Origin of the sequence: Streptomyces sp. NPDC093221, from assembly GCF_044753885.1 — a bacterium.
GTDB lineage: Bacteria > Actinomycetota > Actinomycetes > Streptomycetales > Streptomycetaceae > Actinacidiphila.
On sequence record NZ_JBIVOA010000003.1, the window covers coordinates 269380 to 282173 of the forward strand.

Below are 12794 nucleotides of genomic sequence, written 5' to 3' on the forward strand. Positions count from 1 at the left end.
GCGCTGTCCGGGCGACGCTGAGTGGGAGCGCTCCCATGAACGGCTAGGGGAATTAACTCCTCATAGCGCGGCGCCGTCAATCCCCTGTGCGGGCTTCAAGAAATGAAGCCCGCACAGGAGCGGGGACCCGGCACAGGCGCGAGCCAGGAACCCTACTTGAGCGCCCCCGTCACCAGATCGATTCGCCAGAACCGCTGGAGCGACAGGAAGAGCGCGATCACGGGAACGACCGACAGCAGCGTGCCGGTCACCACCAGCGAGTACAGCGACGCCTCGTCGGCGCCGTGCCGCAGCAGGCTGTACAGACCCACGGTGAGCGGGAATTTGTCGTCGCTGGTGAGCATCACGTACGGCAGCAGGAAGTTGTTCCAGATCGCGATGAACTGGAGCAGGAACACCGTGACCAGGCCGGGGCCCATCAGCCGCAGCCCCACGGAGAAGAACAGCCGGGCCTCGCCCGCGCCGTCGATCCGCCCGGCCTCAAGCAGCGAGTCGGGCACCGCGGCGGCGGCGTAGATCCGGCACAGGTAGATGCCGTACGGGTTGAACAACTGCGGGAGCAGCACGCCGATCAGACTGTCCGTCATGCCGGCCTTGGACAGCAGCAGATACTGCGGCACAGCGAGCACGATCTGCGGCAGCAGAACTCCGGCGAGGATCGTGTTGAACAGCGCGGTACGGCCGCGGAAGGCGTATTTGGCCAGCGCGTATCCGGTGGCGGCGGAGACGAAGGAGGCGAGCAGGCCGCCGACCGCCGCGTAGAAGAAGCTGTTGAGCATCCAGCGCCAGAAGATGCCGTGCTGATAGTCCGTCAAGTCTCTGATGTTGCGCAGCAGTCCGAGGTCGGGCGAGGGGACGTAGGTGGCGGTGGAGAAGAGTTTGGTGCGGGATTTGGTGGCCGCGATCAGGATCCAGAGCGTGGGCACGACGCAGTAGAGCGCGCCGAGGACGAGCGCGGCGGTGGGGAGGAACGCGATGCGGGGGCGGGGGGCCGGGGTGCCGCGCTCCTGGCGCTCGCGCGGCGGGGCGCCCGCGGGGGCGGTGGTCACGGTGGTCACTTGGCCTCCCGCTGGAACCGGGACTGGATGACGCGCGCGGTCACGAAGGAGACGGCGAGCGCGGCGACGGTCAGGACGACGGAGGTGGCCGCCGCCGCGTGGATGTCGGAGTTGCCGAAGGCGTCGTCGTAGATCTTCATCAGCGGCACCCAGGTGGAGGAGACGGCGTTGGACAGCGGCTTGAGGGTGTTGGGCTCGTTGAAGACCTGGAGCGCGGCGAGCACCGTGAACAGGCAGCACATCACCACCGCGGGCATGACCAGCGGCACCTTGATCCGCAGCACGATCTGCCACTCGGTCGCGCCGTCCAGCCGCGCCGACTCGTGGAGTTCGGCGGGCAGCGCGCGCAGCGCCGTGTAGATCACGATCATGTTGAAGCCGACCGCGCCCCACACCGCCACGTTGGCGACCGAGAAGAAGACCGCGGTCCGCCCGAAGAAGTCGACGTGGTCGCCGCCGATCGGGCTGGTGGCGGGAAGGTAGAGGAAGCCCCACATCAGCGAGGCGATCACGCCGGGGACCGCGTACGGCAGGAAGATCGTCAGCCGGGTGATCCGCTTGAGCCGGGTGCGTTCCATGTCGAGCAGCACCGCGAACAGCAGCGCGAGGAACACCGTCCCCGGCACGGTGATCGCGCCGAGCGCCAGCATCCGCGTGACACCCGACCAGAGGTCGGAATCCCCCAGCACGTCACGGTAGTTGGCCAGACCCGCCCATACGGTGTGGGTGCCGCCGCCGAGCAGCCCGCCGTTGACCTTGCGGCGCTGGAAGCTGAGCAGCAGCGCGTAGACCCCGGGGGCCACGACGAAGGCGGCGAAGAGCAGGACGGCGGGCAGGACCAGCAGATACGGGAACCGGCCGGTCCTGCGCGCGGTGGTCGTCTGACGCTCCATCAGCCGACCGTGAATCCGAGCTTCTTCATGTCCGCGACGGTGGCGCTCTGCATGGCGTCGAGCGCGCCCTTGAACGAACCGCCGCCCTGGAGCGCCTTGCTGAAGTTGTCGGTGTAGCCGGTGAAGGTCACGGTGACGTCGGGTCCCCACATCGGGAAGCTGCGCGCGGCCGGCGCGACCTTCTTGACCTGGGCGTAGAAGTCCGGCTGGTTCGGGAAGAACGCGGGCGCGGCCTGGAGCACGGGCAGCGAGCGGCCCGCGGTGGCGGCGGGATAGACGTTGATCTGCTTGACCTGCTCGGTGACCGCCGCGTCGTCGGTGTTCAGCCAGGACGCGAACGCGGCGGCCTCGGCCGGGTGCCGGGAGTCGCTGGTGACGGTGGTGGCGGAGCCGCCCCAGATGCCGGTGGCGGGGTCTCCGGCCGTCCACGCGGGCAGCGGCGCGACCGCCCACTTGCCCTTGGTGGCGGGCGCGATGCCGCCGATCTGCGCGGGCGCCCAGGCGCCGGAGATCCAGGTGAGCAGGGTCCCGTCGTTCATCTGCTTGTTCCACTGCGGGCTGAACGACGGATTCTTGGCGATCACGCCGTCGTCGACCAGGCCCTGCCAGTAGTCCGCGACCTTCACCGTCGGCGCGCCCGCGATGTCGACCTTCCAGGTGGTTCCGCTGGTGGTCCACCAGTCGGCGCCCGCCTGCTGGGCGAGGCCGGTGAACCAACCGGGGTCCGCCGCGTCGAAGTTGGTCAGATACGCCTTGGGCGCCTTGGCCCGCAGCGTCCTGGCCGCCGCCGCGTACGCGTCCCACGTCGTCGGTACGGCCAGGCCGTACTTCGTGAACAGGTCGGCGCGGTAGAAGAGCATCAGCGGGGCGACGTCCTGCGGGACGCCGTACACCTTGCCCTCGAACACCGTGCTCTTCAGGGTCGGTTGGTCGAATTTCCCGACGGTGTCCTTGGTGTACTCGGTGATGTCCCGCACGACGCCCTTGGAGACCAGCGCGGGCAACGACTGGTACTCGACCTTGGCGATGTCCGGACCGTTCTTCGCCTCGTGCGCGGTGATCATCTTGGCGACCAACTGGTCACCGCCCGCCGGGTTGGAGAGCTTCACGTGGATCTCGGGGTGCGCCGTGTTCCACTTGGCGACGACCTTGTCCATGTTCGGGTCCCAGTCCCAGAAGGACAGTTCGACCTTGCCCTTCCCGCTCGGCTCCTGGCCGGACTTCTTGTCCGATCCGCCGCCACAGGCCGCCGTCGTCACCAGCAGCCCTGCCGCCACCAGCACAACGGCGGCTCTTGTCCGTGTCACGCCCATGGGGTGGTTCCTCAGCTCTCGTCGGTGGCGGGCGCGGTGGCCCAGTCGGGAAGGTTCAACGGCGTGCGCTGGATGCCGATCCACTGCCGCCGCGTGAAGCCGGGCATCTGGTTCTCCGCGCCGTGCCTGGCGTGCGCGTCGTTGACGTGCACCTCGCCCGCCGCGAGCCGCTCCGCGACGGACAGACCGCGGATCAGATCCCGCGTGAAGACCGAATTCATCAGCATGGGAAGGCCGTTGGTCAGCGCCACGGCCTCCTCCTCGGTGTCGACCACCGTCACCGGGATCACCGGCCCGAAGACCTCCTCCCGGAACGCGGGCATCGGCGGCGTCACCCCGGTCAGCACCGTCGGCCGGTAGAACAGCCCCTCGTACGTGCCGCCGGTCACCAACCGCGCGCCCATCGCCAGCGACGGCTCCACGATCGTTCGGTGCAGCCGGTCGAGCTGCGCCCGGCTGATCAGCGGCCCCAACGCGTTCCCCGCGTCGAACGGGTCCCCCACCTTCAGCGCCGCCGCCCGCCGCACCACGGCCTCCACATACGCGTCCGCGACGGCCCGCTGCACGATGTGCCGACTGGCGCTGATGCACGTCTGCCCCTGGAACTCCAGCGACGCCACCATCGCGCAGTCCGCGGCCAGTTCCACATCCGCGTCGTCCAGCACCACGAACGCGTTGCTGCCGCCCAACTCCAGCCGGATGTCCCGCAACTCCCCCGCCGCCGCCCGGCTGATCGCCAGCCCCACCTCCCGCGACCCGGTGAAGTCCAGCATGTCCACCCCCTGATGCCGCGCCAACGCCCACCCGGCCTCCGGGCCCTCCCCCGTCACCACGTTCAACACCCCGCGCGGCAGCCCCACATGCTCGGCCGCCTCCGCCAGCACCTGCCCGCCGATCACCGGCGTCAGCTCCGCCGGTTTCAGCACCACCGTGTTCCCGAACGCCAACCCCGGCGCCACCGCCCGCATCGCCAGATTCATCGGGTAGTTCCACGGCGTGATCAGCCCCAGCACCCCGAGCGGCACCACCCGCGACAGCGACAGCTTCCCCGCCTTGTACGGCGGCAGGATCTCCCCCGCGTTCTCGCTCACCTGCACCGCCGACAAGGCGAGCTGCCGCACGCTCGTCCCCACCTCGTCCTCGGCCTTCGCCCTCACCCCGCCCGTCTCCCGCATGCTCTGCTCGACCAGCTCCCCGAACCGGTCCTCCAGATACCGCCCCAACTCCCGCACATACCGGCCCCGTTCCGGCGCCGCCAGCCCCGCCCACCCCGGCTGCGCCGCCCGCGCCGCCGCCACCGCCCGGTCCACGTCCTCCGCCGCCCCCAGCGCGTACCGCCCGATCTCCCGCCCCGTCGCCTTCTCCTCCACCACCCCGCTCCTCCGCGACGCCGCCGCCACGAACTCGCCGTCGATGTACAGCCGACCGTCTCCGGGATGCGAGGGCATACGTTCTCCAAGGAAGGGGGTAACGAAATGAGCCGCCTTTTTCTTGGACTTAAACTAAGTAGCGACCGATCACCGGTCAATCCGTCGCACACAACTTTTTCCCGGGCCCCACATCCCCCAGCCGGTTCCCCACCAGCTCACCGCCCCGCCCCGGGGTTCGCCGCTGGGTGCGGCTGCGCGAGGGGCTGCGCCCCTACGGCACCGCTGCGCAGGTGGGTTCGCCGGTGGGGTGCGTTTGCGTGAGGGGCTGCGCCCCTGCGGCACCGCTGCGCGGTGGGGTTCGCCGGTAGCCAGCGAGCCGAAGGCGGCGCCGGTGTCGAAAGCGACGATGAGCAGGGAGCGAGGAACGAGCGACCGTCGAAGAGGAGCGTCGACACCGGATCTAAGCCGCCGGAGGCGAGAGGGCGGCAAAAAAAGGGAAGGACGGTGCGCCTGCGCAAGAGGGCTCCCACGCACGGTTCGCCGCCACGGCACCCCCACCCAAGGCCGCTCCCCGCCGCAGCGCCCCCGCACCACCGACCGGACGCGAACCGCCCCCCCTACCCCCCCGTCAACACCCCGTGCACCGGCAGCGTCGCCGCCCCCAGCGCCACCGCCTCCGGGCCCAGGCGGCCCAGTTCCACCGCCGTGCCCGCCGCCAGGTAGTCGAGCGTGTGGCGGCGCATCGCGTCGCGTACGGCGGGGAGCATCGTCGGGCCCATGGCGCCGCTGACCCAGCCGGAGAGGATGACGCGGTCGGGGCTGAGCAGATTGATCAGGTTGGCGATACCGATGCCCAGGTACTCCGCGGTCCAGCGGACCGTGTCGGCCGCCGGGCCCGGCCGGGAGGCGGCGGCGACGAGCGCGGCGACGCGCGCCTCGGTGCCGACGCCGGGGAGTTCGGGGGCGCCGGGGACGCGCCCGTAGTGGCCGAGGATGGCGTCGGCGCCGACGTACGCCTCGAGGCAGCCGTGGGAGCCGCAGCGGCACGCGGCGCCGCCCGCCTCGACGACGGTGTGGCCCCACTCGCTGGTGGTGCTGGTGACGCCGCCGGGCGAGCCGGTGGCGACGGCGGCGCCGACGCCGACCGCGAGCAGCGCGACGATGGCGCGTTCGGCGCCCCGGCCCGCGCCGCGCCACATCTCGGCCTGGCCGAGCGTGCGGGCGCAGTTGTCGAGGTGCAGGGGCGCGGCGATGTGCGGCCTGAGCAGCGCGTCGAAGGGGATGTCCGACCAGCCGAGGGTCGGCGCGTGGACCGAGCCGTCGGGCAGGACGGCGCCGGGCACGCCGACGCCTACGCCGAGCAGGGTGCCGGTGTCGACGCCCGCCTTGGCGGTGACTTCCTCGATGCCCGCCGTCACGAGCCCGGCCAGCACCGCGGGGTCGGGCCGTCCGGTGTCCATCGGGTAGGTGGCGGTGGCGAGGGTGTCGAGCGTCCAGTCGAAGAGCCCGACCTGGACGTGGGTCTCGCCGATGTCGACCCCGGCCACCTGCCCGTATCCGGGCCGCACTTCGAGGAGCGTGCGGGGACGGCCGCCGTCGGAGTCGAGCAGTCCCGCCTCGGCGACGAGGCCGTCCGCGACCAGGTCGGTGACGACGTTGCTGACGGTGGCGGAGCTGAGCCCGGTGGCGCGCATCAGGTCGTAGCGGCTGGCGGGGCCGTGCAGATAGAGCCGGGTCAGCACCGATGTGCGGTTGTGCCGACGCAGGTCCCTCGTCGTCCGGCCCACGTCGCGCGTCACCGGGCTCCCTCCACGATGTCGGTCGGACACGGCACCCCCGGGAGAGCGCAGTACAGGGCACATAGTGCCAGATCACCCACTCTCCGCTTTGGGGAGCACTCCCCAGGAACCAAGACATCGGATGCTTACGGGTTAACTCACCCCTTCCCACCGACCCGCGGCCGTCCTTGGACCACTCCTCACACCCGTCCCGTCCCCCGGTAGAGGTCGAGTTCGCCGTCCAGTTCCACGGCCAGCACGGTGGCGTGCTCGTCCACGTCGGCCGCCGAGGGCGCGTCGATCCACAGCACTCCCGGTACGTCGTGCAGGCCGCCGGTGACCTCGTGGCCGAGTTCGGCACCGGTGCCGACCACGGTCACGCGGCGTACGGCGTTGCGCAGGCCGCGCAGTGAGACCGTCTCACGCGGGGCGTCGAAGCAGGTCAGGTAGAGGGTGCGGCGGTCGGCGGAGAGGGTGCTCGGACCGTAGTGGTGGCCGGCCGGGAGTCCGGCGACGGTGCCGTAGACGGCGGCGGAGTGCCGGGCGATCCAGTCGCCGAGCCCTTCGAGGCGGGCCGCCTGCTCCGCGGTGATCGTGCCGTCCTCGCGCGGGCCGACGTCCAGCAGCAGATTGCCGCCCGCGCCGATCGTCTCGGTGAAGTAGCGCACGAGCTGGCCGACCGACTTCTGGTGGTCGTCGTGGCCCTGGTAGCCCCAGGAGTCGTTGACGGTCAGGCACAGCTCCCAGGGGCCGTCGGGGGCCTGGAGCGGGACGCCCTGCTCGGGGGTCGCGTAGTCGCCGCGGCTGAACATCCGGGCGTTGAAGACCGTCTCGGGGTTGACCGCGAGGACGGCGTCGGCCAGCGTGTCGATGCCCCACTGCTCCTCGGCGCGCTCCCACTCGCCGTCGAACCACAGCAGGTCGGGGCGGTACCGCTCGGCCAGTTCCACGACCTGGGCGTCGCGGTAGCCGAGGTAGCGCCGCCAGGCGGCGGGGTCCTCCGCGCCCGGCGCGGGGGCGCTGAGCGGGTTGTCGTTGACGGCGGCCTGGAGCGGGTCGGGGTCGGGGTGCCGGACGGACGGGTAGTCGGGGTGCGACCAGTCGGAGTGCGAGTAGTAGAAGCCGACCTTGAGCCCTTCGGCGCGCAGCGCGTCGGCGTAGCCGCCGAGCAGGTCGCGGCCCGCGGGGGTGTCGCGGGTGACGGACAGGCCGTCCTCGCGGGCGGTGTCCCACAGGGCCACGCCGTCGTGGTGACGGGCCGTCAGCACGGCGTAGCGGGCGCCGGCGCGGGCGAACAGCCGCGCCCAGTCGTCCGGTTCGTACGCGGCGGCGGTGAACCCCGCGAGCTGCTTCATGTACCGCTCCCGGGTGACTTGCCCGGTGTAGAAGGACCACGACTCGGGGACGCCGTCGACGGCGTAGATCCCGTAGTGGATGAAGATGCCGAGCTTGGCGTCGGCGAACCAGGGCTGCATGGGCATGGGGCGCGTCCTCGCGAGACGATACATCGGATGTGTTGCCGGGACGCGTTGACCTTACGGTTCGCCGGTCCGGGCAATCAATCCCCCTCAGGATCCCTCAGGAACCCCCAGGCTCCACCGGATCAGGACCGGGCCGGAGTGTGCCCGGGGGACGCCCCCGACTGTCAGGTGAGGGGGGCGCCCCGGTCTCGGTGCGTTCTCTCAGAACGCCAGTGGCGCGGAGAGCGGCAGCCGGGCGGCCGTGGGCCCGGCGTACAGCGTGTACGGGGCCGGGCGGCTCCGCCAGCGTCCTTCCGCGGGTGACCACCGCTGGAACGACCGTGCTGCCACGTGAACTTCCGCCACGACATCCTCACCGGGCTCGGCCCGGACCGCGGTAAATCCGGCCAGTCGCGGTCCACCGTTGTCATAGTCGCCGTCGGGCCCGGTGCCGAGGTAGACCTGGACGACCTCGCGGCCGGCACGCGCCCCGGTGTTGCGCAGCGCGACCCGTACCACGATGTCCCGTTCCCCGCCCTCACCTGCGGATTCGCCGTGGCCCGAGGTCTCCTCCGCCGCCTCGGGCACGTCCAGCAACCGGTAGTCCCAGGTGGTGTAGCCGAGCCCGTGACCGAACCAGTACGCGGGTTCCGCGCCCGCCCTGCGCCACGCACGATGGCCGATATACGGCCCTTCCTCGTACGGCAGCACACCGTCTGCGGGAGTGGTGGACGGCAGGGGCGCGCCCTCGGCGAGTCCGGCCCAGGTGGTGGGCAGCCGCCCGCCGGGCTCGGCGTGGCCGAACAGTACGTCGGCCAGGCCGTGTCCGGCCTCCTGGCCGGGGAACCAGCTCAGCAGCACCGCGGGGACGCTCTCCCGCCAGGGCAGTTCGACCGGTCCGCCGGAGTTGACGATCACCACGGTACGGGGGTTGGCGGCGGCGACCGCGGCGACGAGTTCGTCCTGGCGGCCGGGGAGCGCGAGCGACGTACGGTCGAAGCCCTCGCTCTCGATCTCGTCGGTGGTGCCGACGACCACGACGGCCACGTCCGCGTCGCGGGCCAGCGCCACGGCCTCGGCGATCGACTCGTCCTCGTCGCGGCGCGGCGGGTCGGCGGCCAGCGCGACCGCGAAGCCGTCGTCCGCCTCCCAGTGCCGGGTGGCGACCAGCAGCAGTTCACCGCCCGCCGTCACCTGCCGGGACGCCACCCGGAAGGACGGTGTGACATGGACATATGTGGGGTCCCGCGATTCGGGCCGCACATAGGTGTCGATCAGCGTCTCGCCGTCCGCCCGCAGTGTGACCGCGCCGAGGCCGACGACGGCGAACCGCCACTCTCCCGTGACATCCGGTGTGACCAGGGCGCTGACCTCGACGGCCGCCGCGGTGGCGGCGAGTTCCGGCGCGTCGCCCGACTCCAGGATCCGGCCGCTGAGCCGGTGCTCGGCGTGGATCTCGGCGCCGTCGGCGGCGAGGTAGCGGACCAGGACGCCGGGTGCGCCGCTGCGCGGGTCGCGGGAGTTGCCGCTGTGCAGCGGGGTCGGGCGGGTGGTGAGGACGACGCCCTCGGCGTGCACGACCTCGGCGCTGTCGCCGACCGCGTCCCTGATGCCGTCGAGCGGCGAGACGACCTCGATCGGGAAGACGCCCGCGCTGCCGCCGCCCTGGACGCGCGCGGCGGCGGCGTTCGGGCCGAGTACGGCGATCCGCGGCGGCCCGGCGTCCGGACCTTCCGGGCCGCTCCTTCGTCCGGGGGCCGGGTCGAGCGGCAGCAGCCCGCCCTCGTTGCGCAGCAGGACGCTCGCGGCGGCGACCGCGCGGCGCAGCAGGGCGCGGGCGTCGTCGGACACGACCGGCGCGGCGGTCGCCGGAGGGGTCGCTCGTGTTTCGCCGTGGGCTTCCAGGGGTGACAAGGTCCCCTGGAAGCCCTCCAGCGCACCGACCCGTGCGGCGAGCCGCAGGAATCGGCGGACCTTGTCGTCGATCACCGTCTCGGGCACCCGGCCCTCGCGGACCGCCGCCACCAGCGGCTCGCCCCACAGCGGGTGCGGCCCCGGCATCGCGAGGTCCTGCGGGGCGAGCGCCGACTCCTCGGTGGACCGGACCGCGCCCCAGTCGGAGACCACGACCCCGTCGAAGCCCCAGGTGCCCTTGAGCGGTTCGGCCAGCAGCGGGCTCTCGGACATGGTGACGCCGTTGACCGCGTTGTACGCGGACATCACCACCCACACGCCCGCGCGCACCGCGGCCTCGAAGGGCGCCATGTACACCTCGCGCAGGGTGCGTTCGTCGACGCGGGCGTCCAGCGTCAGGCGTTCGGTCTCCGAGTCGTTGGCCACGTAGTGCTTGGCGGTGGCCGCGACGCCGCCGGCCTGGACGCCGCGGATGTACGCGGCGGCCGTGCGTCCGGTGAGCAGCGGGTCCTCGGAGTAGCACTCGAAGTGCCGTCCGGCCGCCGGGGTCCTGTGCAGGTTGAGGGTGGGGGCGAGCATGATGTCGATCCGCTTGCGGCGGGCCTCCGCGGCGAGCAGACCGCCCAGTTCGGCGACGAGTTCCTCGTCCCAGCTCGCCGCGAGCGCGGTCGGCGACGGCAGGACGAGCGCGGTGTCGCGTTCGTCCCAGCGCTCGCCGCGTACGCCCGCGGGCCCGTCGGACACGCCCATCTCCCGCAGGCCGACGGCCGGTTCGCCCTGCGTCCTGAAGGAACTGGCGCCGGAGAGCAGCCGGACCTTGGCGGGGAGGTCGAGCTTGGCGACGAGCGCGTCCAACTCCGCGTCGGACGGGGCGGGTTCCGCCTCCGACGCGGGCTGTGACGCGGACCCCGGCGCGGGCCCCGACCCGTTCCCCGACGCGGGATCGGACAGCGTCGCGGGCCCGGGAAGGGGCAGGGACTCGGACTCGGGAGTGATCATGGTCATCCCTTCATGGCCCCCTGCATGATGCCGTCCAGGATTTGACGGCCCATCAGCAGGAAGACCGCGATGATCGGCAGGCTGGAGACGAGCGCCCCGGTGAGCACCAGGGAGTAGTCCTGGATGTAGCCGCTGGCCAGTTCGGACAGCGAGAGCTGCACCGTGGGGTTCTGCTGGGTCATGACCACTTTGGGCCAGTAGAAGTCGTTCCAACTGGCCATGAAGGTGAGCATGCCGAGCACCGCCATCGCCGGGCGGGCGGCGGGCAGTGCGATGTGCCAGTACAGGCCCCGGGTCGTGCAGCCGTCCATCCGGCCCGCGTCGAGCAGTTCGTCGGGGATGGCCGTGACCAGGTACTGCCGCATGAAGAACACGCCGAAGGCGTTGGCGGCGGCGGGCACGATGAGCGCCTGGAGGTGGTTCGCCCAGTGCAGCCAGTTCGCCATCATGATGTAGAGCGGGATGATGCCGAGCTGGGTGGGGACCATCATCGTCGCCACCACGGAGCCCAGCAGCGGACTCCGGCCGGGGAACCGAAGCTTGGCGAAGGCGAATCCGGCGAGGGTAGAGGTCAGCACCACCGAGACGGTGACCGTGCCGGCCACGATCAGCGAGTTGACCAGGGCCAGTTGCATGTCGGCCTGGTCGAACGCCCGGCGCAGGTTGGACAGGAGGTGGCTGCCGGGCAGCAGCGCGGGCGGCACCTGGCTGAGCGCGGCGTTGTCCCGCGAGGCGGCGACCAGCGTCCAGTACAGCGGGAAGACCGAGAGTCCGACGACGACGGCGAGCGCGACGTAGACGCCCTTGCCGGCCGAGAGCTGACGGTCCCGGCCGGATCGGCGGCGGGGGCGCTTGGTGAGCGGCAGGGTGGTCATGCGGCCTCGACTCCCTTCATGCGGCGGGCCAGAAGGAAGTTGACGGCGACGATCACGACGATGACCAGGAACATCGCCCAGGAGATCGCGGCGCCGTAGCCGTATTTGAACTTCCCCCAGAACTGGTCGTACGAGTACAGCGCCATCGTCTGGAACTGGTGCTGCGAGCCGCCCGCCATCGGGGTCTGGCTCGCGCTGAACAGCAGTGGCTCGCCGAACATCTGGAGCGCGCCGATGGTCGAGGTGATGACGGTGAACAAGATGGTGGGGCGCAGCACCGGGATGGTGATGGACCTGAACTGCCGCCACCGGCTGGCCCCGTCGATCGCGGCGGCCTCGTACAGCTCGAAGGGGACGGCCTGCATCGCGGCGAGGTAGATCAGCGCGTTGTAGCCGGTCCAGCGCCAGGTGACGATGGTGGAGATGCCGATCCAGGAGGACCAGGTGCCCGCCTGCCAGTCGGTGTGCGGGACGCCGAAGAGGCCGAGGAACCAGTTGACCAGGCCGAAGTCGCGGCCGAAGAGCTGGACGAAGATGATCGTGACGGCCGCGACCGAGGTGACGTTGGGCAGCAGCACGCCCATCCGGATGAAAGTGCGGCCCCGCAGGCGGTAGTTGAGCAGGTGGGCCAGGCCCAGCGCGAGCAGCAGTTGCGGGACGGTGGAGAGCACGCCGATGCCGAGGGTGTTGCGCAGCGCGTTCCAGAAGAACTGGTCGTGCAGCAGGGTGCGGTAGTTGTCGAGGCCGACGAAGGTGTGCCTGCTGCCGTCGGTGTCGGCCCGCCAGGCGGTGAGCGACACATACGCCGTGTAGAGCAGCGGGAACAGGCCGAAGACGCCGAAGACGAGGAAGAACGGCGAGATGTAGAAGTACGGCGACAGGCGCCGCTCGGCCCGGTGCCAGCGGGCCCCCTTGGCGGGGGCGAAGTCGGGCGCCGTCTTTCCGGGCGAGGGATTGTCCTGCGCGGCGGGCGGGGTGCCGGTCGAGACGGCCATGCATCTGCTCCTGGTTGGTGGCCGGCGGGGGGTACGCGGTGGGCGGGGAGTGGGAAGGGTGCGCAACCCCCGCCGGCCCGTCGAGTGGCGCGAGCGGCCCGGAACGGGAACCTCGGGGCGGTCAGGGACCCGGAGGATC

At 71.5% G+C, this 12794-nt stretch carries 9 protein-coding genes; all 9 read right to left on the minus strand.

Annotated elements, in window-relative coordinates; translation table 11 throughout:
- Window positions 1-152 precede the first annotated feature (152 nt).
- Complete coding sequence (locus tag ACIQCJ_RS13220; RefSeq protein WP_401308899.1) at window positions 153-1049, minus strand: carbohydrate ABC transporter permease; 897 nt, start codon at window positions 1047-1049, stop codon at window positions 153-155.
- A gap of 5 nt (window positions 1050-1054) precedes the next feature.
- Entirely contained in the window at window positions 1055-1951 is an 897-nt protein-coding gene (locus tag ACIQCJ_RS13225; protein ID WP_402711412.1) for a carbohydrate ABC transporter permease, read from the minus strand.
- Window positions 1951-3264: a sugar ABC transporter substrate-binding protein gene (locus tag ACIQCJ_RS13230; protein ID WP_366823784.1), complete on the minus strand. Its 1314-nt coding sequence runs from the start codon at window positions 3262-3264 to the stop codon at window positions 1951-1953. Before ACIQCJ_RS13230 ends, ACIQCJ_RS13225 begins: the two co-directional genes overlap by 1 nt.
- An 11-nt stretch (window positions 3265-3275) precedes the next feature.
- Window positions 3276-4712 carry an aldehyde dehydrogenase family protein gene (locus tag ACIQCJ_RS13235; RefSeq protein WP_402711413.1) on the minus strand — a complete coding sequence of 479 codons (1437 nt, stop codon included), beginning with the start codon at window positions 4710-4712 and terminating at the stop codon, window positions 3276-3278.
- 539 nt (window positions 4713-5251) lie between these two features.
- Complete coding sequence (locus ACIQCJ_RS13240; protein ID WP_402711414.1) at window positions 5252-6433, minus strand: ROK family transcriptional regulator; 1182 nt, start codon at window positions 6431-6433, stop codon at window positions 5252-5254.
- 179 nt (window positions 6434-6612) lie between these two features.
- The gene (locus tag ACIQCJ_RS13245) at window positions 6613-7893 is read right to left on the minus strand and encodes an alpha-L-fucosidase (protein ID WP_391045784.1); all 1281 of its coding nucleotides are present in this window, start codon (window positions 7891-7893) and stop codon (window positions 6613-6615) included.
- Window positions 7894-8094: 201 nt separating this feature from the next.
- The gene (locus tag ACIQCJ_RS13250) at window positions 8095-10785 is read right to left on the minus strand and encodes a glycoside hydrolase family 3 C-terminal domain-containing protein (protein WP_402711415.1); all 2691 of its coding nucleotides are present in this window, start codon (window positions 10783-10785) and stop codon (window positions 8095-8097) included.
- A 2-nt stretch (window positions 10786-10787) separates the two neighbouring features.
- Window positions 10788-11660 (minus strand): carbohydrate ABC transporter permease, encoded by an 873-nt coding sequence (locus ACIQCJ_RS13255; RefSeq protein WP_188285249.1) that lies wholly within the window; start codon window positions 11658-11660, stop codon window positions 10788-10790.
- Window positions 11657-12655: a carbohydrate ABC transporter permease gene (locus ACIQCJ_RS13260; RefSeq protein ID WP_402711416.1), complete on the minus strand. Its 999-nt coding sequence runs from the start codon at window positions 12653-12655 to the stop codon at window positions 11657-11659. The genes ACIQCJ_RS13255 and ACIQCJ_RS13260 overlap by 4 nt, the downstream gene beginning before the upstream one ends.
- Window positions 12656-12794: the final 139 nt, after the last annotated feature.